Origin of the sequence: Gemmobacter denitrificans (assembly GCF_036964905.1) — a bacterium.
Classification (GTDB): domain Bacteria; phylum Pseudomonadota; class Alphaproteobacteria; order Rhodobacterales; family Rhodobacteraceae; genus Gemmobacter; species Gemmobacter denitrificans.
The window spans coordinates 419,304-436,221 of the sequence record NZ_JBALHR010000003.1; the positions used below are offsets into that span (position 1 = coordinate 419,304).

Below are 16,918 nucleotides of genomic sequence, written 5' to 3' on the forward strand. Positions count from 1 at the left end.
GCCGACCAGATCCCCAGGTGCCGCGCTTATTCCCAGGTGCGGAAAAACTTGCCTGCTGGTGACAGGGTAAAGATTTCGCAGCCTGTGGCGGTCACCCCCACCGAATGTTCGTATTGTGCCGAAAGCGATTTGTCGCGGGTGACGGCAGTCCAGTCATCAGCCAGCACCTTGGTTTCCGGGCGGCCAAGGTTGACCATGGGTTCGATGGTGAAGAACATGCCCTCTTCCAGCACCGGGCCAGTGCCGGGGCGGCCATAATGCAGCACATTTGGCGGGGCATGAAAGACGCGGCCCAGACCATGGCCGCAGAAATCGCGCACGACGGACATGCGGTTGGCTTCGACATAGGCCTGAATCGCATGGCCGATATCGCCGAAGGTATTGCCGGGCTTCACCGCCGCAATGCCGCGCATCAGCCCTTCATGCGTCACCTCGATCAACCGTTCCGCCTTGCGCGGCAAGGCACCCGCCACGAACATCCGGCTGGTATCGCCATACCAGCCATCCACGATCACCGTGACGTCGATGTTCAGGATATCGCCATCCGCCAGCACCTTGCTGCCCGGGATGCCATGGCAGACCACATGGTTCACCGAAATACAGGAGGCGTGCTGATAGCCCTTGTAGCCGATGGTGGCCGAAACGACGCCGCGCCGCGTGACCTCGGCGGTGATGAAGGCATCAATCTCGCCCGTGGTCGCGCCGGGTTTGACCAAAGGGATGACCGCATCCAGGATTTCCGCCGCGACCTGCCCGGCGGTGCGCATCCCTGCGAAATCAGCATCGTCATAGATGCGGATGCCATCTCGGGTAATGCGGCCACGGATGTCGTTCACGGGGGCGTCCTTTCGCTCGAATGGGCTGTAGATACGGCGGGAAATGGAAAAAGGCCAGAGGGCGGGGGTTTGATTGCGGGGCCGGTCACGCTAGCTTGGCGCAAAAAGGATCGGAGACTGCCATGTCCAACCCCACTGCCGCCATGCTGGTGATCGGCGATGAAATCCTGTCGGGCCGGACCCGCGACGGCAACACCCACCATCTGGCCGGTGAATTGACCGCGCGCGGCATCCGTCTGATGGAGGCACGGGTGGTGGCTGACGATCATGCGGCGATCATCGCTGCGGTGAATGATCTGCGGGCCCGGTGGGATCATGTCTTCACCTCGGGCGGGATCGGCCCCACGCATGACGACATCACTGCCGATGCGATTGCCGCGGCCTTTGGTGTGGCGATCGGCCATCGCACTGACGCCATGGCGCTGTTGCAGGCGCATTACGACCGGGCCGGGCTAGAGTTCAACGCGGCACGTCAGCGTATGGCGCGTATCCCCGATGGCGCGCGGCTGATCGACAATCCGGTTTCCACCGCGCCGGGGTTCAGTCTGGGCAATGTGCATGTGATGGCAGGGGTGCCGAACATCTTTCAGGCCATGGTGGCCAGCGTTCTGCCCGGCCTGACCGGGGGGGACCCGCTGCTGAGCCAGAGCTTGCGCCTGAACCGGGGCGAGGGCGAAATCGCCGGGCCTTTCGGGGCGTTGGCGGCCGAGTTCCCTGATCTGTCGATGGGGTCCTATCCCTTCATCCAGAATGGGGCGCATGGCACCAATCTGGTGATCCGGGGAACGGATGCCGCCCGTCTGGATGCGGCGATGACCAAGCTTTGCGCGTTGTTCGCATGACACCTGCGGCGCTCATGTCCTTGCTGGAGGCGACATGGCCCGCCTTCGCGCAGCACCGCTGCGGCCCCTTCACCTTGCGCGAAGGCCGGGGCGGAGGACAGAGGGTTTCGGCAGCTACCGCCGAAGGGGGCTTTGCTGCGGCGGATCTGGAGGCTGCTGAACTGGCCATGCAAGCCATGGGGCAGGACCCGTTGTTCTTGATCCGCGAGGGGGATGCTGCGCTGGATCAGGCGCTGGCGGCGCGCGGGTATCGGGTGCATGATCCCGTCTTGGGCTATGCGGCATCGATTTCGGCCTTGCGGGGGGATGTCAGCGGTATGGCGGCCTTTGTGCATTGGCCCCCTTTGGCCATAGCCGCCGATCTTTGGGCCGAGGGTGGCATCGGACCGGGGCGACTGGCGGTGATGGACAGGGCTGCAGGGCCAAAGGCGGCCATTCTGGGCCGCAGCGATGACACGCCTTCGGGGGCGGCTTTCGTGGTCTGTGCAGAGGGCGCTGCCATGCTGCATGCACTCCAGGTGCGTCCGGCCCTGCGTCGCCGAGGGGCTGCGCGCAACATGATGCAGGCCGCGATCAACTGGGCTGCGGAACAGGGCGTGCATGATTTTGCGGTGGTGGTGACCGAGGCCAATGCACCCGCCCGCGCCCTGTATGACGACATGGGGTTCGCCCCGGTGACCCGTTACCATTACCGCGTGAAGTGAGCCTGATGAAAACCCTTGTTGGCCTGTTGTTGATCCTTGCCAGCCCTGTTCAGGCGCAAGACCTGAAATTTCCGGCACCGGTTGCGGAAACCTCGCGGCTGGAAACCCCGTCGCAGACCCTGCGCCTGCCGGTTGGCGCCTGGCGCGACGGGGCGGACCTGCCGCAGCGCATCGGGAATGGCACGGTAACCCAGATCACCTGGCGTGTCGAAGGGCCTGTGGCCACACTGGATCTGATGGCGCATCTGCGGGCCCAGGTTCTGGCGGATGGCTGGACCGAGGTGTTTTCCTGTGAAACGTCTGCCTGTGGCGGGTTTGACTTCCGCTATGCCCTGCCGGTGCAGACCGAACCCGAGATGCATGTTGATCTGGGGGATTTTCGGTATCTGCTGGCGGAAAAAGGCGACGGGCTGCTGATGCTGCTGGTCAGCCGGTCGCGGCAGTCGGGCCATGTGCAGCTGACACGTCTGGACGGCGCCAATGCGGCTCCGCCCCCGGTGAATGCAACCGCCGATCCGGGGCCCGATACCGGCACGACTGCGACCACCATTGCCCCCCCGCCCGGCGATCTGGCCGCGCGGCTGGAAGGGCAGGGGGCTGTCGTGCTGGAGGATCTGGTCTTTGCCTCTGGCGCCGATGCGCTGGCGCCGGGGGATTATGCATCGCTCGCGGCATTGGTGGCCTATCTGTCGGCCCGGCCCGACGCGAAGGTGGCGCTGATCGGCCACACGGATGCGTCAGGTGCCCTGGCCGGGAATGTCGCCCTGTCGGAAGCGCGGGCGCGATCGGTACGCAAGGCCCTGATCGCCCTGGGGGCCGATGCCAGCCGGATCGACGCGCAAGGGGTAGGCTGGCTGGCCCCGCGCGCCAGCAATCTGACAGCGGAAGGGCGCACCCGAAACAGAAGGGTCGAGGTGATGCTCACCTCGACCCAGTTGGCCGCACCGTAGTAAACCTGTCGTCTCACCAGTTGTCGGGGCCCTTTTCCATGAAGCGCCGCGCCAGAAAATCAATGAAGGCCCGCACCTTGGGCTGGGTAAAGCGCCCCGGCGGATAGACCGCATAGATGCCCAGCGTTTCCAGCGGCAGACCCGGGATCGCCTCTTCGATCTGGCCCGCCTTCATGGCATCGGCATAAAGGAAGGACGGCAGATAGGCGATGCCCAGACCCGAAATCGCGGCATTGAGCAGCGATTGCCCGTCATTCACCGTCAGCCAGCCGTTGGAGCGCACCTGACGCTTTTCGCCCGAAGGTGCGGTGACCTTCCAGACATTGCCATTGGCCTGATTGGAGTAATGCAGCAGCTTGTGTTCGTTCAGATCGTCGATCTTCATCGGACGGCCGAACTTCTGGAAATAGGCCGGGCTGCCGATCATCCGTTTTGAGGTTTCGGTCAGCTTGCGGGCGCGCAGCGAACTGTCCTCCAGCTCGCCCACCCGGATCGCCATGTCGAACCCTTCGGAGATAAGTTCCACATAGCGGTTGTTCAGCACCATGTTCACGGTGATATCGGGGTATTCCAGCAGAAAATCCCCAAGGATCGGCGACAGCAGGTTCACCCCGAAATCGGTAGCGACACTGATGCGCAGCAGGCCCGACGGGGCCGATTGCATGGAGGTGACAAGCGCATCCGCTTCGCCTGCGTCATTCAGCACCCGGCGGGCGCGATCGTAATAGGCAAGGCCGATCTCGGTGGGCGAGACGCGGCGGGTGGTCCGGTTCAGAAGGCGCGCACCCAGCCGGGCCTCAAGCGCCGAGACATGCTTGGACACGGCAGATTTGGAAATGCCCATCTTCTTGGCCGCGTCAGTAAAGCCGCCCTGATCCACCACAGTGGCGAAGGCTTCCATTTCGGTCAGTCGGTCCATTGTTTTTCCCATGCGACTTATGCGGGTTGATGGACCTGTATTGATCTCCAAATCGGGCAGGATGGGGGCGAGGGCGCGACCAACCCAAGGTATTCTGGCGGATCGTTGATGGCAGGGAAACTAACGCAGCCCGATTTCGGCCAGCGCCAGAGCCAGTGATTCCGGCAATATATCATCGGCACTGCGGCCTTTGGGCAGATCGGCCGGGCTGTCTTGCGGGGCCAGATAGCGCCAGCCCTGAAAGGGGCGGCGCGGCGCGGCTTCGGTGCGGATCACTTCGGTATCCAGCAGCAGGGCGCAGCGGTCGATTCCATCACCGCCAGCCACCTTTTCCAACCCCAGAATCCGTTGCCGGGCCAGAACCACACCCTTGATGACCCAGTAAAGGCTGCCGCCCGACAGCACTTCGGGCGCGCGTTTCGGCCACATGCGGGTGACATGGACAGCGCGGCCCGTGGGCCAGCGATGGGCCTGGCTGGCTTGCCACTGCTCCAGATCCTCGACCGACTCGGCCCCGACACAGAGTTTCAGGATATTGACGAAATCAGCCACGATTACCCCCATCGCTGCAGCCCAGATAGGCCGGACCTGCCGACACGGCAAGGCCTTTGACGCTTCCCTAGAAGACGCGTATCCTGTAGGGCCTCCCCCCGCAGACCACCAAATAGAGGATTTTCCCATGTCTCGATTCGCCGCCCCCATTGCCGAGCAAATCTGGGACATGAAATACCGGCTGAAAGAGGCCGATGGCACGCCGGTGGATGGCAGCGTGGAAGACACCTGGCGCCGCATCGCCCGGTCGCTGGCCGAGGTGGAGAAAGATCCGGCCCATTGGGAAGCGCAATTCTACAAGGCGCTGGAAGGCTTCAAATATCTGCCCGCAGGCCGGATCACCGCGGGGGCAGGCACCGGGCGCAATGTGACCCTGTTCAACTGCTTCGTCATGGGCACCGTGCCCGACAGCATGGGCGGCATTTTCGACGCCCTGAAAGAAGCCGCGCTCACCATGCAGCAGGGCGGCGGCATCGGCTATGATTTCTCGACCATCCGCCCGCGCGGCGCCGAGGTGAAGGGCGTGGCCGCCGATGCCTCTGGCCCCCTGTCCTTCATGGATGTCTGGGATGCCATGTGCCGCACCATCATGTCGGCAGGCTCGCGTCGCGGGGCCATGATGGCCACCATGCGCTGTGACCACCCGGATGTGGAGGCCTTCATCGAGGCCAAGAAAGACCCGGCCCGCCTGCGCATGTTCAACCTTTCGGTTCTGGTCACCGATCCCTTCATGGATGCGGTCAAGGCCGATGGCCCGTGGGATCTGGTCTTTGGCGGCAAGGTCTATCGCACCGTGCAAGCGCGCGATCTGTGGAACAAGATCATGCGCAACACCTATGATTTCGCCGAACCGGGTGTGATCTTCATCGACCGCATCAACAAGATGAACAATCTGGGCTATGTGGAGCAGATCGCCGCCACCAACCCCTGCGGCGAACAGCCCCTGCCGCCCTATGGCGCTTGCCTTCTGGGCTCGATCAACCTCGCCACGCTGGTCACCGACCCGTTCTCGGAAAAGGCCAGGCTGGACCCGGCGGCGCTGGACAGCCTCGTGCACCTCTCCGTGCGCATGATGGACAATGTGGTGGATGCCAGCCGCTTCCCGCTGCCGCAGCAGGAACAAGAAGCCCGCAACAAGCGCCGCATTGGCCTCGGTGTGACCGGCCTTGCCGATGCCCTGCTGATGCTGGGCCTGCGCTATGGCTCGGAAGAGGCCGCTGCCCAGACCGAAGCCTGGATGAAGGCCATCGCCCGCGCCGCCTATCTGGCCTCGGTCGATCTTGCCAAGGAAAAAGGCCCCTTCCCGCTGTTCGACGCCGACGCCTATCTGGCCACCGGCAACATGATGCAGATGGATGAGGACGTGCGCGAGGCCATCCGCACCCATGGCATCCGCAATGCGCTGCTCACCTCCATCGCCCCCACCGGCACCATCTCGCTGTATGCGGGCAATGTGTCCTCGGGCATCGAGCCAGTCTTCGCCTATGCCTACAAGCGCAAGGTCTTGCAGAAAGACGGCTCGCGCACCGAGGAAGAAGTGGTCGATTACGCCGTGAAACTGTGGCGCGACCTCAAGGGCGACGCCGCGCTGCCGGATTACTTCGTGAACGCGCAAACCCTGCCGCCGCTGGATCATGTGCGCATGCAGGCCGCCGCGCAGAAATGGATCGACAGTTCGATCTCCAAGACCATCAACTGCCCCGAAGACATCAGCTTTGATGACTTCAAGGAGGTCTATATGGCCGCCTGGGATCAGGGATGCAAAGGCTGCACCACCTATCGCCCCAATGCGGTGACGGGTTCGGTACTGACCGTGTCGGAAAGCAGCGAGAAAACCCCGGCCGAGGCCCCGCAAACCACGCAAGGCGGCGAGGTGGTGTATCTCTCTGAACCGCTGGATCGCCCCGCCGCGCTGGAAGGCCATACCTACAAGGTGAAATGGCCGGGCAGCGAGCATGCGCTCTATATCACCATCAATGACATCATCATTGCCAACCACCGCCGCCCCTTCGAGGTCTTCATCAACTCCAAGAACATGGAGCATTTCGCCTGGACCGTGGCGCTGACCCGGATGATCTCGGCGGTGTTCCGTCGCGGCGGCGATGTGAGCTTTGTGGTCGAGGAACTGAAAGCCGTGTTCGACCCGCGCGGCGGTGCCTGGATGGAAGGGCGCTATATCCCCTCGATCCTCGCGGCCATCGGCGGCGTGATCGAACGCCACCTGATCCATATCGGATTTATCGAGGGCGAGGGCATGGGCCTGAAATCGGACCCGCAAGCCGAAGTGATGGTGGTCGGCGGCGCACCGAAGGGTAACCCCTGCCCCTCCTGCGGCTCCTATGCGCTGCAAATGAAGGAAGGCTGCATGACCTGCACCGATTGCGGCCATTCCAAATGCGGCTGAGGGCTGTCCGGACGGTATGAATGTGTAGACGCCTCTAAAGTTTGTCCTTTTTCGGCGTTTTCTGTCCATCGCGGACGCTAAAGTTTGTCCATCGGCCCTTTTCGGGGCCGATGGACCTGAAAATCCAGAGAAATCCACCTCAGGCCCTGGATCCCCAAATCCGCCAGTTTGCCCCGCTTGACGCCCGCGAAAATCGCGGGCATCGATAGGGGCATGAACAGGATTGTGCCCTCTCAGCTCATATGAGCGACCCAAGTCTGACCCCACTCATCGGGGCCGGAACAGGTCGCGGCATCGCCTGAAAATCTCCCCTTCGTCTTTGTAGACGCCTCTATCTGACCACCCTCGCGCGTGTTGAAATCAAGCCTTCGACGATCGTGCAGCGTGCAGATTTGACCTTGGGCTGGAACCTTTCGCGGCAGCGCATGCTGGTGGCAAACAAGCCGCAAGCAATTGGCGGCACCGGCTCCGCCGCCTGATTTTCCGATCAAGAAAGGGACTCACTGGCCCGCGCGTGCTGCGCGCGGGACCGGCATCCCCTTGCGGATCGATACCGGTTTAGGGCGCGTCACGCCCCGCGTCCTCGCCACCATACAAAAAAATCAGCGTCTCGCAGCTGCACGGTTGCCGGACTGTTCCTGTCACAATTCAACGAAAGAGCGCTAAAATGTCTAAGATCTCCAGAAACTTCTTGCCCTGCTTCAGTCTGGAACCCCACCATATTTACAAGTTCAACGATGCTGTTTGGCGTTTTGCCTACCGCAACATGGACAGCGTTACGTTCCACTTGATGGACGATCCTCGCACACAAACCACGCTTGAAATCTCGGTCCTGACCCAGATGAACGCGGCGGGGGCAGTGTCGATCATCCCCTTTGGCCTTCTGCCTGAACATGCGCGGCCTGCCCGTCTCGGACCGGACGATGACGTCTTTGTTGCCTCGCTCACGGCTGGTCAAAAGGCCGTCCTTGATGGGCGCTATGCGATGGTTCGCGCGGTCAAGGAACTCGCAGCGCCAAACGCAGATGACGCGGATACGGAGGGTCGTATCGGCAAAGACGCCGATTTGGCTTGCGGAAATCGCCTTCGCATGACCGATGCCTCGATCACGCAAAACATGGACCGCATCCGCAAGAAGGCGGAAGAGTATCTCCGCGAAGAACTGCCTGATCCTGCAAACGCCTTGGCCGAAAAAGAATGGCGTGATGGCGTCGGACCGAAGCCAAAGACGCCCCTTCGGGTTCTTGCGCCTGCGGAAATCAGTGCACGAACCTCAACAAGCTCACGCTTTCTGACTGGAACAAGGCGGGGGATGTTGGCTTCGGGTTCGCCGCGCGTGGCGAACACGGGATCCGCGAAGCATTGGATGAAGGCTACAACCGCGCTGTGAAAGCCGGCCTGAAGGGCGGTCCGCAACACATCTTCGGCCGCCTCTATCAATGGCTTCAATTCAACAAGAACGAAAAGTCGAAGGGACCCGTTAGCGATGTCGTGAGGGACTATGTGCTCGACAACTTCCCGATCGCAAAAGGCACCCGGTTGATGGGACAGGTCGTTGACTGTCAGCGCGTTCATTCGATCCATAGTCTTGCCAAAGTTTCAGGTGAACACCCGAAAACCGTGAACCGCGCGGTGATCCTTGCTGGTCTCGCAAAAGGAGACCCCGACAAGGCAAGTGTTCGAACGGTCTTTGATGCAGAGGCTGGGGTTGCTCTATTCGACCGCATCCGGGACTCGATCCCAACCAATCACTTGCCCAAATACCTGAACTGCAACCGGACCCAGGCAGAAACACTTGTTCGCTCGGGAGTAATCCCGCGTTTGTTTGATTTCCCAGAAAGCCAAGCCAGCTTTCTCAGAAACGTCGCAAGGAAGGACGCTGACGCTTTCCTTGATAAGCTCTTCCGTGCTGTGACCATCAAAACCCCACCTTATGACGGGATGCTTGAGATTGTTGCGGCAGCCGAAGCCTCACGTTGGCCGGTGCTAGACATCATCAAGGCAATCCTTGACGGACACCTGACCCGTGTTGGCTGTCTCGATCGCGACCTGCGTTTCAAAGGCATCGTTGTCGATCCGGAAGAGATCAAGGTTGCGGTTGCCCAGCTGGGTGATCAAGGGATGCTCAGTGTTGATGAGGCGGCAAAGCGCCTGCGCATCAGCCCTTCGAAACTTGAGTTTCTCGCCAAACAGACGGACAAGGGTGGCGCCCCGTATCTCGCAAGCGTCACCTTCACTAACGCCAAAGGGGTGCAAAAGAGATCCATCCCGGTGACCGATCTCAACGCATTCCTCGATCGGCATGTTTCACTGACAGATCTGGCAGCCGAACTTGGGCTTCCCGTTAAGAAGCTGGCGGCCGATTTGGCATTGCGGGGGATCAACCCGATTGCGCCCAATCGCCTCGTGGGCCGATATTATTTCAGTCGGTCCGATCTTGCTGCATAGCCTGTTGCCATCCCCGTGCATTGAGGGCCGCCCGCTTGGGCGGCCCTTTTGATTCACACGGAAAATTTTCCAGTGGACAAAAATAGACTGCCAAATGGACAAAGGCCTTGGAACGCAACAAACCTCATATCAACAAAATCAGTTGGTTACAGGAAGTCGATGGACAAAAATTGGGTGTCTCGTCAAATGGTGTTTGGGCGACCAATCACTGCGCAAACAAGCCCGAAAGCCGTTTCCTGAGAGGCTGACCCGCAGAAACACGAACTTGCGCCGCCCGGAATCGGGCGGCGTTTGTCATGACAACTGCCGGATTTTCCACCCAAGGGCTTGACGCAGGCCAAACAAAAGGGCCGCCCCAGCGGGGCGACCCGATGTTCACTGCCCAAAGGCGGACTTATTCGCGGGATGAGCCGGTTTTCGCGCGCTGCCCGTCACGGATCAGCGCCTTGATCAGGGCAATCCCCATCAGGGCCAGAACAAAGCTGAAGGGCAGGGCACCGATGATCATCGCGGTTTGGATCGCCGACAGACCGCCCGCCAGCAACAGTACCGAAATCACCAGCGTCAGCGCCACACCCCAGACCAGGATATGCACCTTGCCCTTGGGCGTTTCATCGCCCGCAGCGTTGATGGTGTTGATGATCAGGATGGCGCTATCGGCCGAGGTGACCAGATAGGTCAGCAGCAGCACGACCAGCATCGCCGACATCAGCACGGCCAACGCAGGTGAAAGCAGCTGGTTCACCGTTGCAAACAACTGGCTTGAAAGACCTGCATCAAGGATGGCGCGATTGGCACCGCCGTTCAGTTCAAGGTCGATCGCGGTTCCGCCCGCCATGGCAAACCAGATGAAACACATGATCGAGGGCACGATCATGGCACCCATCACATATTCACGCAGGCTGCGCCCGCGCGAGATGCGGGCAAGGAACAGGCCCACGAAGGGGGCAAAAGCGATCCACCAGGCCCAGTAGAAGATGGTCCAGCCACCTTGCCATGCGGCCAGCGCATCACCTGTCTCGGTGCCATCGGGGTGCCAGACGGTGACCATCATGGCAGGCAGGCCCATCAGGTAATCTCCGATCCCGACAAACAGCGCCTTGAGCGCAAAGGCGGTGGAGCCAAAGACCAGCAGAAAGGCCAGGAAGAAGAAGGTCAGGCCCATGTTCAGGTTGGACAGCCATTTGATGCCCTTGCCAACGCCCGACAGCGCCGAAAGGGTGGAAAGGCCCATGATGATGACCAATGCCCCGATCATGGCGGCATTGCTGGGGGTGGTGCCGTCGGCCTGCATCACCCAGCCTGCGCCGGTGATATTGTAAAAGCCGCTGGCGAATTGCGACACGCCAAAGCCGATAGTGACCGAAACGCCCAGCACGGTGGCGATCACGGCAACGATATCCACGGCATGGCCCAGTGGGCCCGACAGGCTGCGCCCGAACAAGGGTGTCAGCCCGGAACGGATGGTCAGTGGCAGTCCGCGGCGATAGCTGAAGAAGGCCAGTGCAAGCCCTGTCAGGGCATAGCAGCCCCAGGCCGACAGGCCCCAATGCATGAACGACCATTTGAAGGCTGCCCGCACCACCTCGGCGCTTTCGGCGGTCACCTGGCCGGTGATGACTTCGGGGTTGGTGGAGAAATGATAGATCGGCTCGCCCGTGGAATAGGTCAGCATCCCGATGCCGATCCCGGCGCCGAACATCATGGAAAACCATGAAAATGTTGAAAATTCAGGTTCTTCACCATCGCGCCCCAACCGGATGCGCCCAGTGGCAGGCCAGATCGCCAGCGCAAGGCAGGTGATCAGATAGAAGGCCATGACATAGATGTACCATGTGCCGAACGATCCCAGCAGAAAGCCGTTCAGTGCCGAAAGGGCAGCTCCTGCATTTTCGGGAAAGGCCGCGGCCCAGATGATGAGCAGGCCCACAAGCAGCTTGGACCCGATGGTGACAATCGTGTTGAACCCTTCATAAAACCCGCTGTTGGCCGTAGTGATCGGCAAATCCCTTAGTGGTGGCTTGATAGCCATGGCTCCCTCCCTCCGGTTGCTCCGGACTGTCCGTTCTGGGCAGCCCGGTCGCGCGGGAGCATGGGCATTTCACAAATTTGTCATGCGGCTGAGGCGACTGTGATCCGGTAAATTGCGACACATGGCGCATTCGGGCCCGGCAGACCGAGTTTTCAGCCGGGCCATGAGGCGGGGCGACGGGTGGAATGCTGCGCAGCGTTCAGAAACCGCAAGCAGCGAAAAAGCCACAATATCCCGCAGCATACCATGGATGGTGTGTCGTTTTTCTGGACCGCGCAGGAATAGCCCGCTATCCTGCCTTCAAACGGGGCGACATGACCCCGACATGAGGCAGTACACATGGCGTTTCCTGAGCGGTTTTCGAACCTGCCGGATTATGCGTTTCCGCGCCTGCGGAAACTTCTGGATCATCTGCCGCCCGGCGGGCCGCAGATTTCCATGACGATTGGCGAACCCAAACATGCCATGCCCGGTTTTGTCGGTCCGGTTCTGGCCGCGAATCTGGATGGGTTTGGCGTCTATCCGCCCAATGACGGCACGCCGGAATTGTTGGCCCGGATCGGGGACTGGGTGCAGCGCCGCTATGGGGTTGCGCTGCCGGAAAACCGGTTGATGGTGCTGAACGGCACGCGCGAGGGGTTGTTCAATGCGCTGATCGCGCTGTGCCCCGAACGCAAGAACGGCAAACAGCCTGCGGTGCTGATGCCCAACCCGTTCTATCAGGTCTATGCGGTGGCCGCGCTGACGGTGGGGGCCGAACCGGTCTATGTGCCTGCAACAGCCGCAACCGGCCATCTGCCGGATTATGCGGGCCTGGCGCCTGATCTGCTGGATCGTGTCGCTGTGGCCTATATCTGTTCGCCCGCCAATCCGCAGGGCGCGGTGGCGGATCGCGCCTATTGGGAAACCCTGCTGGCGTTGGCAGAAAAGCATGATTTCGTGATCTTTGCGGATGAATGTTATTCCGAAATCTGGCGGACGGCCCCGCCGCCCGGCATCCTGCAGGTGGCGCAGGATGTGGGCGCCAACCCGGAACGTGTGCTGGCCTTTCATTCGCTGTCCAAACGCTCCAACCTGCCGGGGCTGAGGTCGGGTTTTGTGGCGGCCGGGCCGGAAAGCATGATCCGCCTGCGCAAGCTGCGCGCCTTTGCCGGGGCACCATTGCCCCTGCCGTTGCAACGGGTGGCCGAAGCGGCCTGGGCGGACGAAGATCACGTCACTGCCTCGCGCGCCTTGTATCAGGCCAAATTCGATGCGGCTGACCGCATCTTCTCGGGGATGCAAGGCTATGCTTCGCCGGAAGGGGGCTTTTTCCTTTGGCTTCCGGTCGAGGATGGCGAGGCGGCGGCGGTAAAACTCTGGACGCAGACCGGCGTGCGGGTTCTGCCCGGGGCCTATCTGTCGCGCGAAGCGGACGGGCAGAACCCCGGCCAGCCCTACATCCGCGTGGCGCTGGTCGCTCCGCAGGACGAAACCGAACGCGGCCTGATCCGGCTGCGCGATTGCATTTACGGGTGAGGACGGCAGATGGCCCTGTATCAGATGCGTCAACGTGAACCGCTCATCGACCCCAATACCCAAGCTGCGCTGGAACGCCGTGCGCGCGAATTGATCGGGATCGGTCTGGCGGTGCTGGCGCTGGTCTTTGTGGTGATGCTGGGCAGCTATTCGCCCGAAGATCCCGGCTGGCTGGCCGCGTCCGACGCCCCTGTGCAGAACTGGCTGGGCCGGATCGGGGCTTCGGTCGCCGATACGCTGATGCTGGTGGTGGGAAAGGGGGCTTGGTCCATCCCGCTGATCCTGGCAGTCTGGGCCGGGCGGTTCATCACGCATCGCGGGGCTGACCGAGCCGCAGGGCGCGTGGTTTTCGCCCTGATCGCGGTGGCCATGTGCGCAGTCTTTGCCGCAACTTTCGTGCCCGATCCCGATTGGCCGCACCGGTTCGGGTTGGGCGGGCTGTTCGGGGAAACCGTGCTGGGCAGCATGATCAACATGGCCAGTGTGCAAGCCTCGTTCGGTCTGGTCATGCTGTCGCTGCTGACCGGCCTGGCGGCGCTGGCCATGCTGCTGTTTGTCACCGGGTTTGACCGCGAGGAACTGGAGGCCCTGCGCCATGCCGGGGCCATTGGTATGGTACGCGGCTATGCGGCGCTGATGGCGTTGTTGGGGCAGGGGGGGGCCAGTGCCGCCCGTGCTGCCTTGGCGCTGCAGACGCGTCACGCGGAAAAGCGCGCAGCACGGGCCGAGATGCAGATGGAACAGCTGGCGGCTCCGGCCCCGATGGCCATACCACGCCCGGCCCAGATGGCTGCCCCCGCGATGGGCGCTGCCCCGCGCGGGCGGGTGATCCGCGCCGAAGCCCCCCTGCCCCCGCTGGCAGAGCCGGTGGTCGAAGACTGGGTCGAACCTGCGGAACCCTATGCCGAATTTGAAGCCCCGGTCGAAATGGCCCCCGCCCCGCGCCGGAAGGAAGGGTTTCTGGATCGGCTGCGCCGCGTGGTGGAACCCGACCCCGAGCCTGAACTTTTCAAAGCCCCCCTGCCGGACCAGACCGAAGTGACCGATAGCCCGACCGAAGACCGCATCAAGGCCCGCATCAGCGATGTCATCAAGGCGCGGGTGCGTCAGGGCATCGGCGTTGCCGCGCCCCAGCCGCACATGACCCCGCTGCAGGCGGCAATCGCGCGGCGCGAACCGGCCCTGTCGCGGCGTGCCAGTGCAGAGCCCGCAACCCGGTTGGAACCCCCGGTCACCGCAGCGGCAGCCTTGCCTGCAGATGCAGCGCGGTCGCTTTCGGCGGTGTCGGCGGCGGTGGCCTCGGCTGCGGCGCGCGCTGCGGCAGCGCAGGCGCAGCTGGCCCGGCATGTGGCGGATATGCCGGTCGAATTGGCCCCGGCCACCCCGGTGCTGGCCCCCGCGCCCATGCCGCGCCCCGCGCCGAAACCCGTTGCCGCCATGCAGGCGCCGATGGTCCTGTCGCCCAAAGCCGCACCTAAATTGGCGGCACCGCTGATGACGCCGCGCAAGATGGCCCCGATACAGGTGCAAGCCTTTGATCCGGCCCAGATGGAAGGCCCGGTGGCGCTGGCGGATGACAGCGGCCTGCCCGTGCCGCAGCTTGACCGGCCAGCGCCGCTGCGGCGCCCACTGGCACCGATGGCCGCTGCCCCTGTGGCCAGCCCGGCCCCTCAAGCAATGTCTGCTCCTGCCCTGTCTGCTCCGCCGCGCATGGCTGCGCCCCAGCCTCTGGCAGCCCTGCCGCGTTCGGGTCTGGCCGGAAAGGCCGCCGGAAACACCGTTGGTTTCCGCGCCGAACCGCCCGTCATGGCCCGCCCCGCCCCGAGCCGTATCGAACCCGCGCGCGCGGAACCAGCCCGTCCTGAAATGGTCCGGTCCGAACCGCAGCCCCCCATGGCCGCACCTATGGACGCTTCGGCAGATTGGGACGCGCTGGCAGATGCGGCACTGGCGTCGGATGCCGAAGCCCTGCCCGCGGACTGGCCCGCAGAGGACGATTTCGCTGACAGCCATGTTCCTGCGCCGGTCCCGGCCTTTGCCCTGCAGGGCACGACAGCCCGCAAGGTTGTCCAGCATCCGGTGAAGAAGCCGCTTCAGCCTTCGGCCCGCGCGGTGGCCGAAACGCAGCCCCGGTTGCGGTTTGAAGATCAGATGGCGCAGGCTTATGAACTGCCGCCACTGTCGCTGCTGACTTCGGCCAGCACGGTGCAGCGCCATACGCTGTCAGATGAGGCGCTGGAAGAAAACGCGCGCATGCTGGAATCCGTGCTGGATGATTATGGCGTCAAGGGCGAGATTGTCAGCGTCCGCCCCGGCCCTGTGGTGACCATGTATGAACTGGAACCGGCACCGGGTCTGAAGGCCAGCCGGGTGATCGGTCTGGCCGATGACATCGCGCGCAGCATGTCGGCCCTGTCGGCACGCGTGTCCACCGTGCCCGGGCGCACCGTGATCGGGATTGAATTGCCCAATGCCACCCGCGAAAAGGTGGTCCTGCGCGAAATCCTGTCCGCACGCGATTTTGGCGACAGCGCGATGCGCCTTCCGCTGGCGCTAGGCAAGGACATCGGCGGCGACCCGGTCGTCGCGAACCTGGCCAAGATGCCCCATCTTCTGATTGCGGGGACCACCGGTTCGGGCAAGTCGGTCGCGATCAACACCATGATCCTGTCGCTGCTTTACAAGCTGACGCCGGAAGAATGCCGGTTGATCATGATTGACCCCAAGATGCTGGAACTGTCGGTTTATGACGGGATTCCGCATCTCCTCAGCCCCGTCGTCACCGACCCGAAAAAGGCGGTCGTCGCTCTGAAATGGGTGGTGGGCGAAATGGAGGAACGCTATCGCAAGATGTCGAAGATGGGTGTGCGCAACATCGACGGCTATAATGGCCGCGTGCGCGAGGCCGTGGCCGCGGGCGAGATGTTCAAGCGCACCATCCAGACCGGCTTTGACGAAGATACTGGCGAACCGGTGTTCGAGACCGAGGAATTCGCGCCCGAACCCTTCCCCTATATCGTGGTCATCGTGGACGAGATGGCCGACCTGATGATGGTGGCCGGGAAGGAAATCGAAGCCTGCATCCAGCGTCTTGCACAGATGGCGCGGGCCAGCGGCATTCACCTGATCATGGCGACGCAGCGGCCTTCGGTCGATGTGATCACCGGCACGATCAAGGCCAACTTCCCGACCCGGATCTCGTTCCAGGTGACTTCGAAGATCGACAGCCGCACCATTCTGGGCGAGATGGGCGCCGAACAGCTGCTTGGCATGGGCGACATGCTGTATATGGGCAATGGCCAGCGCATCACCCGTATCCACGGCCCGTTTGTCAGCGATGAGGAAGTGGAAGAAGTTGTCACCCATCTGAAGAGCTTTGGCCCGCCCAGCTACATGTCTGGCGTGGTCGAAGGCCCCGAGGATGACGTGGCCAGCGATATCGATGCGGTCCTTGGCCTCAATACCGGGGGCAATACCGATGGCGAGGATGCGCTTTACGATCAGGCAGTGGCCATCGTGGCGAAGGATCGCAAATGTTCCACCAGCTATATCCAGCGCAAGCTGGGCATCGGCTACAACAAGGCGGCCCGGCTTGTGGAACAGATGGAAGAACAGGGCGTCGTGACCCCGGCCAACCATGTGGGCAAGCGTGAAATCCTGATCCCCGAGGCATGAAGGCTGGCTGCCCGATGTGACATCGGGCGGCAATTCAG

Annotated in this window: 12 protein-coding genes; 8 read left to right on the forward strand and 4 right to left on the reverse strand. The window is 62.5% G+C overall.

Features of this window, described 5'->3' with window-relative positions:
• Window positions 1–26: 26 nt before the first annotated feature.
• Window positions 27–836, reverse strand: a complete 810-nt coding sequence (gene map / locus V6590_RS07790; RefSeq protein ID WP_335421583.1) for a type I methionyl aminopeptidase — start codon at window positions 834–836, stop codon at window positions 27–29.
• A 122-nt stretch (window positions 837–958) separates the two neighbouring features.
• Between map and V6590_RS07795 the strand changes: the two genes are divergently transcribed.
• Genes V6590_RS07795 through V6590_RS07805 form a run of 3 tightly spaced genes read left to right on the forward strand, consistent with a single transcriptional unit; the run spans window position 959 to window position 3,332 of the window.
• Window positions 959–1,678 (forward strand): competence/damage-inducible protein A, encoded by a 720-nt coding sequence (locus tag V6590_RS07795; RefSeq protein WP_335421585.1) that lies wholly within the window; start codon window positions 959–961, stop codon window positions 1,676–1,678.
• A complete protein-coding gene (locus V6590_RS07800; protein WP_335421587.1) occupies window positions 1,675–2,382 on the forward strand; it encodes a GNAT family N-acetyltransferase in 708 nt (235 codons plus the stop codon). Before V6590_RS07795 ends, V6590_RS07800 begins: the two co-directional genes overlap by 4 nt.
• A 5-nt stretch (window positions 2,383–2,387) precedes the next feature.
• The gene (locus V6590_RS07805) at window positions 2,388–3,332 is read left to right on the forward strand and encodes an OmpA family protein (protein WP_335421589.1); all 945 of its coding nucleotides are present in this window, start codon (window positions 2,388–2,390) and stop codon (window positions 3,330–3,332) included.
• A 13-nt stretch (window positions 3,333–3,345) separates the two neighbouring features.
• Here V6590_RS07805 and V6590_RS07810 read toward each other — a convergent pair whose 3' ends face one another.
• Together V6590_RS07810 and V6590_RS07815 are read right to left on the reverse strand one after the other, a co-directional pair.
• The gene (locus V6590_RS07810; protein ID WP_335421591.1) at window positions 3,346–4,251 is read right to left on the reverse strand and encodes a LysR family transcriptional regulator; all 906 of its coding nucleotides are present in this window, start codon (window positions 4,249–4,251) and stop codon (window positions 3,346–3,348) included.
• A 120-nt stretch (window positions 4,252–4,371) separates the two neighbouring features.
• Window positions 4,372–4,803: a DUF1489 family protein gene (locus tag V6590_RS07815; RefSeq protein WP_335421593.1), complete on the reverse strand. Its 432-nt coding sequence runs from the start codon at window positions 4,801–4,803 to the stop codon at window positions 4,372–4,374.
• A 127-nt stretch (window positions 4,804–4,930) separates the two neighbouring features.
• Between V6590_RS07815 and V6590_RS07820 the strand changes: the two genes are divergently transcribed.
• From V6590_RS07820 to V6590_RS07830, 3 genes are all read left to right on the forward strand, one after another.
• A complete protein-coding gene (locus V6590_RS07820) occupies window positions 4,931–7,207 on the forward strand; it encodes an adenosylcobalamin-dependent ribonucleoside-diphosphate reductase (RefSeq protein ID WP_335421595.1) in 2,277 nt (758 codons plus the stop codon).
• Between the two features lie 667 nt (window positions 7,208–7,874).
• Window positions 7,875–8,597 carry a hypothetical protein gene (locus V6590_RS07825; protein WP_335421596.1) on the forward strand — a complete coding sequence of 241 codons (723 nt, stop codon included), beginning with the start codon at window positions 7,875–7,877 and terminating at the stop codon, window positions 8,595–8,597.
• Window positions 8,570–9,655 (forward strand): hypothetical protein, encoded by a 1,086-nt coding sequence (locus V6590_RS07830; protein WP_335421598.1) that lies wholly within the window; start codon window positions 8,570–8,572, stop codon window positions 9,653–9,655. The genes V6590_RS07825 and V6590_RS07830 overlap by 28 nt, the downstream gene beginning before the upstream one ends.
• 394 nt (window positions 9,656–10,049) lie before the next feature.
• Here the strand turns inward: V6590_RS07830 and V6590_RS07835 are convergent, their stop codons facing one another.
• On the reverse strand, window positions 10,050–11,687 hold the full coding sequence (locus tag V6590_RS07835; protein WP_335421600.1) for a BCCT family transporter: 1,638 nt from the start codon (window positions 11,685–11,687) through the stop codon (window positions 10,050–10,052).
• A 339-nt stretch (window positions 11,688–12,026) separates the two neighbouring features.
• Between V6590_RS07835 and V6590_RS07840 the strand changes: the two genes are divergently transcribed.
• Window positions 12,027–13,205 carry an aminotransferase class I/II-fold pyridoxal phosphate-dependent enzyme gene (locus tag V6590_RS07840; RefSeq protein WP_335421602.1) on the forward strand — a complete coding sequence of 393 codons (1,179 nt, stop codon included), beginning with the start codon at window positions 12,027–12,029 and terminating at the stop codon, window positions 13,203–13,205.
• Between the two features lie 9 nt (window positions 13,206–13,214).
• Entirely contained in the window at window positions 13,215–16,880 is a 3,666-nt protein-coding gene (locus V6590_RS07845) for a DNA translocase FtsK (RefSeq protein ID WP_335421604.1), read from the forward strand.
• Window positions 16,881–16,918: the final 38 nt, after the last annotated feature.

What these genes read in the sequence shown, in the direction of transcription:
- V6590_RS07795 (WP_335421585.1), top strand. Translation starts at nt 959, where the DNA reads ATGTCCAACCCCACTGCCGCCATGCTGGTGATCGGCGATGAAATCCTG.
- V6590_RS07800 (WP_335421587.1), top strand. Translation starts at nt 1,675, where the DNA reads ATGACACCTGCGGCGCTCATGTCCTTGCTGGAGGCGACATGGCCCGCC.
- V6590_RS07805 (WP_335421589.1), top strand. Translation starts at nt 2,388, where the DNA reads ATGAAAACCCTTGTTGGCCTGTTGTTGATCCTTGCCAGCCCTGTTCAG.
- V6590_RS07810 (WP_335421591.1), bottom strand. Translation starts at nt 4,251, where the DNA reads ATGGACCGACTGACCGAAATGGAAGCCTTCGCCACTGTGGTGGATCAG.
- V6590_RS07820 (WP_335421595.1), top strand. Translation starts at nt 4,931, where the DNA reads ATGTCTCGATTCGCCGCCCCCATTGCCGAGCAAATCTGGGACATGAAA.
- V6590_RS07825 (WP_335421596.1), top strand. Translation starts at nt 7,875, where the DNA reads ATGTCTAAGATCTCCAGAAACTTCTTGCCCTGCTTCAGTCTGGAACCC.
- V6590_RS07835 (WP_335421600.1), bottom strand. Translation starts at nt 11,687, where the DNA reads ATGGCTATCAAGCCACCACTAAGGGATTTGCCGATCACTACGGCCAAC.
- V6590_RS07840 (WP_335421602.1), top strand. Translation starts at nt 12,027, where the DNA reads ATGGCGTTTCCTGAGCGGTTTTCGAACCTGCCGGATTATGCGTTTCCG.
- V6590_RS07845 (WP_335421604.1), top strand. Translation starts at nt 13,215, where the DNA reads ATGGCCCTGTATCAGATGCGTCAACGTGAACCGCTCATCGACCCCAAT.